Raw genomic sequence first — 286 nt, forward strand, 5'->3', positions numbered from 1 at the left:
TGGTCGAGCTGCTGCCCAACGCGATGTTCCGGGTGAAGCTGGACAACGACCATGAGGTCCTGGCGCACACCTCGGGCAAGATGCGCAAGAACCGTATCCGCGTGCTGGCCGGCGACCGGGTGACGGTCGAGATGACGCCGTACGACCTTTCCAAGGGCCGTATCACCTTCCGCTTCAAGTAACCGGGAGGCGGCCGCCCGTGTCGTCGGCCTCCACACCCGCGCTCCGGCGCCGCGCCCCCGACGGCCGGCCCCCGGCCACCGCGACGCTGGTCCTCGCCTCCGCG

Annotated in this window: 1 protein-coding gene; it reads left to right on the forward strand. The window is 70.6% G+C overall.

The genetic code is table 11. The features are described from left to right. Window positions 1-182 (forward strand): translation initiation factor IF-1 (gene infA, locus SB754_RS19845; RefSeq protein WP_410784103.1); only part of this gene is annotated, 182 nt, incomplete at its 5' end. Between the last annotated feature and the right edge of the window lie 104 nt (window positions 183-286).

It is taken from the genome of Leifsonia sp. SIMBA_070 (assembly GCF_046534635.1).
Classification (GTDB): Bacteria; Actinomycetota; Actinomycetes; order Actinomycetales; family Microbacteriaceae; genus Leifsonia.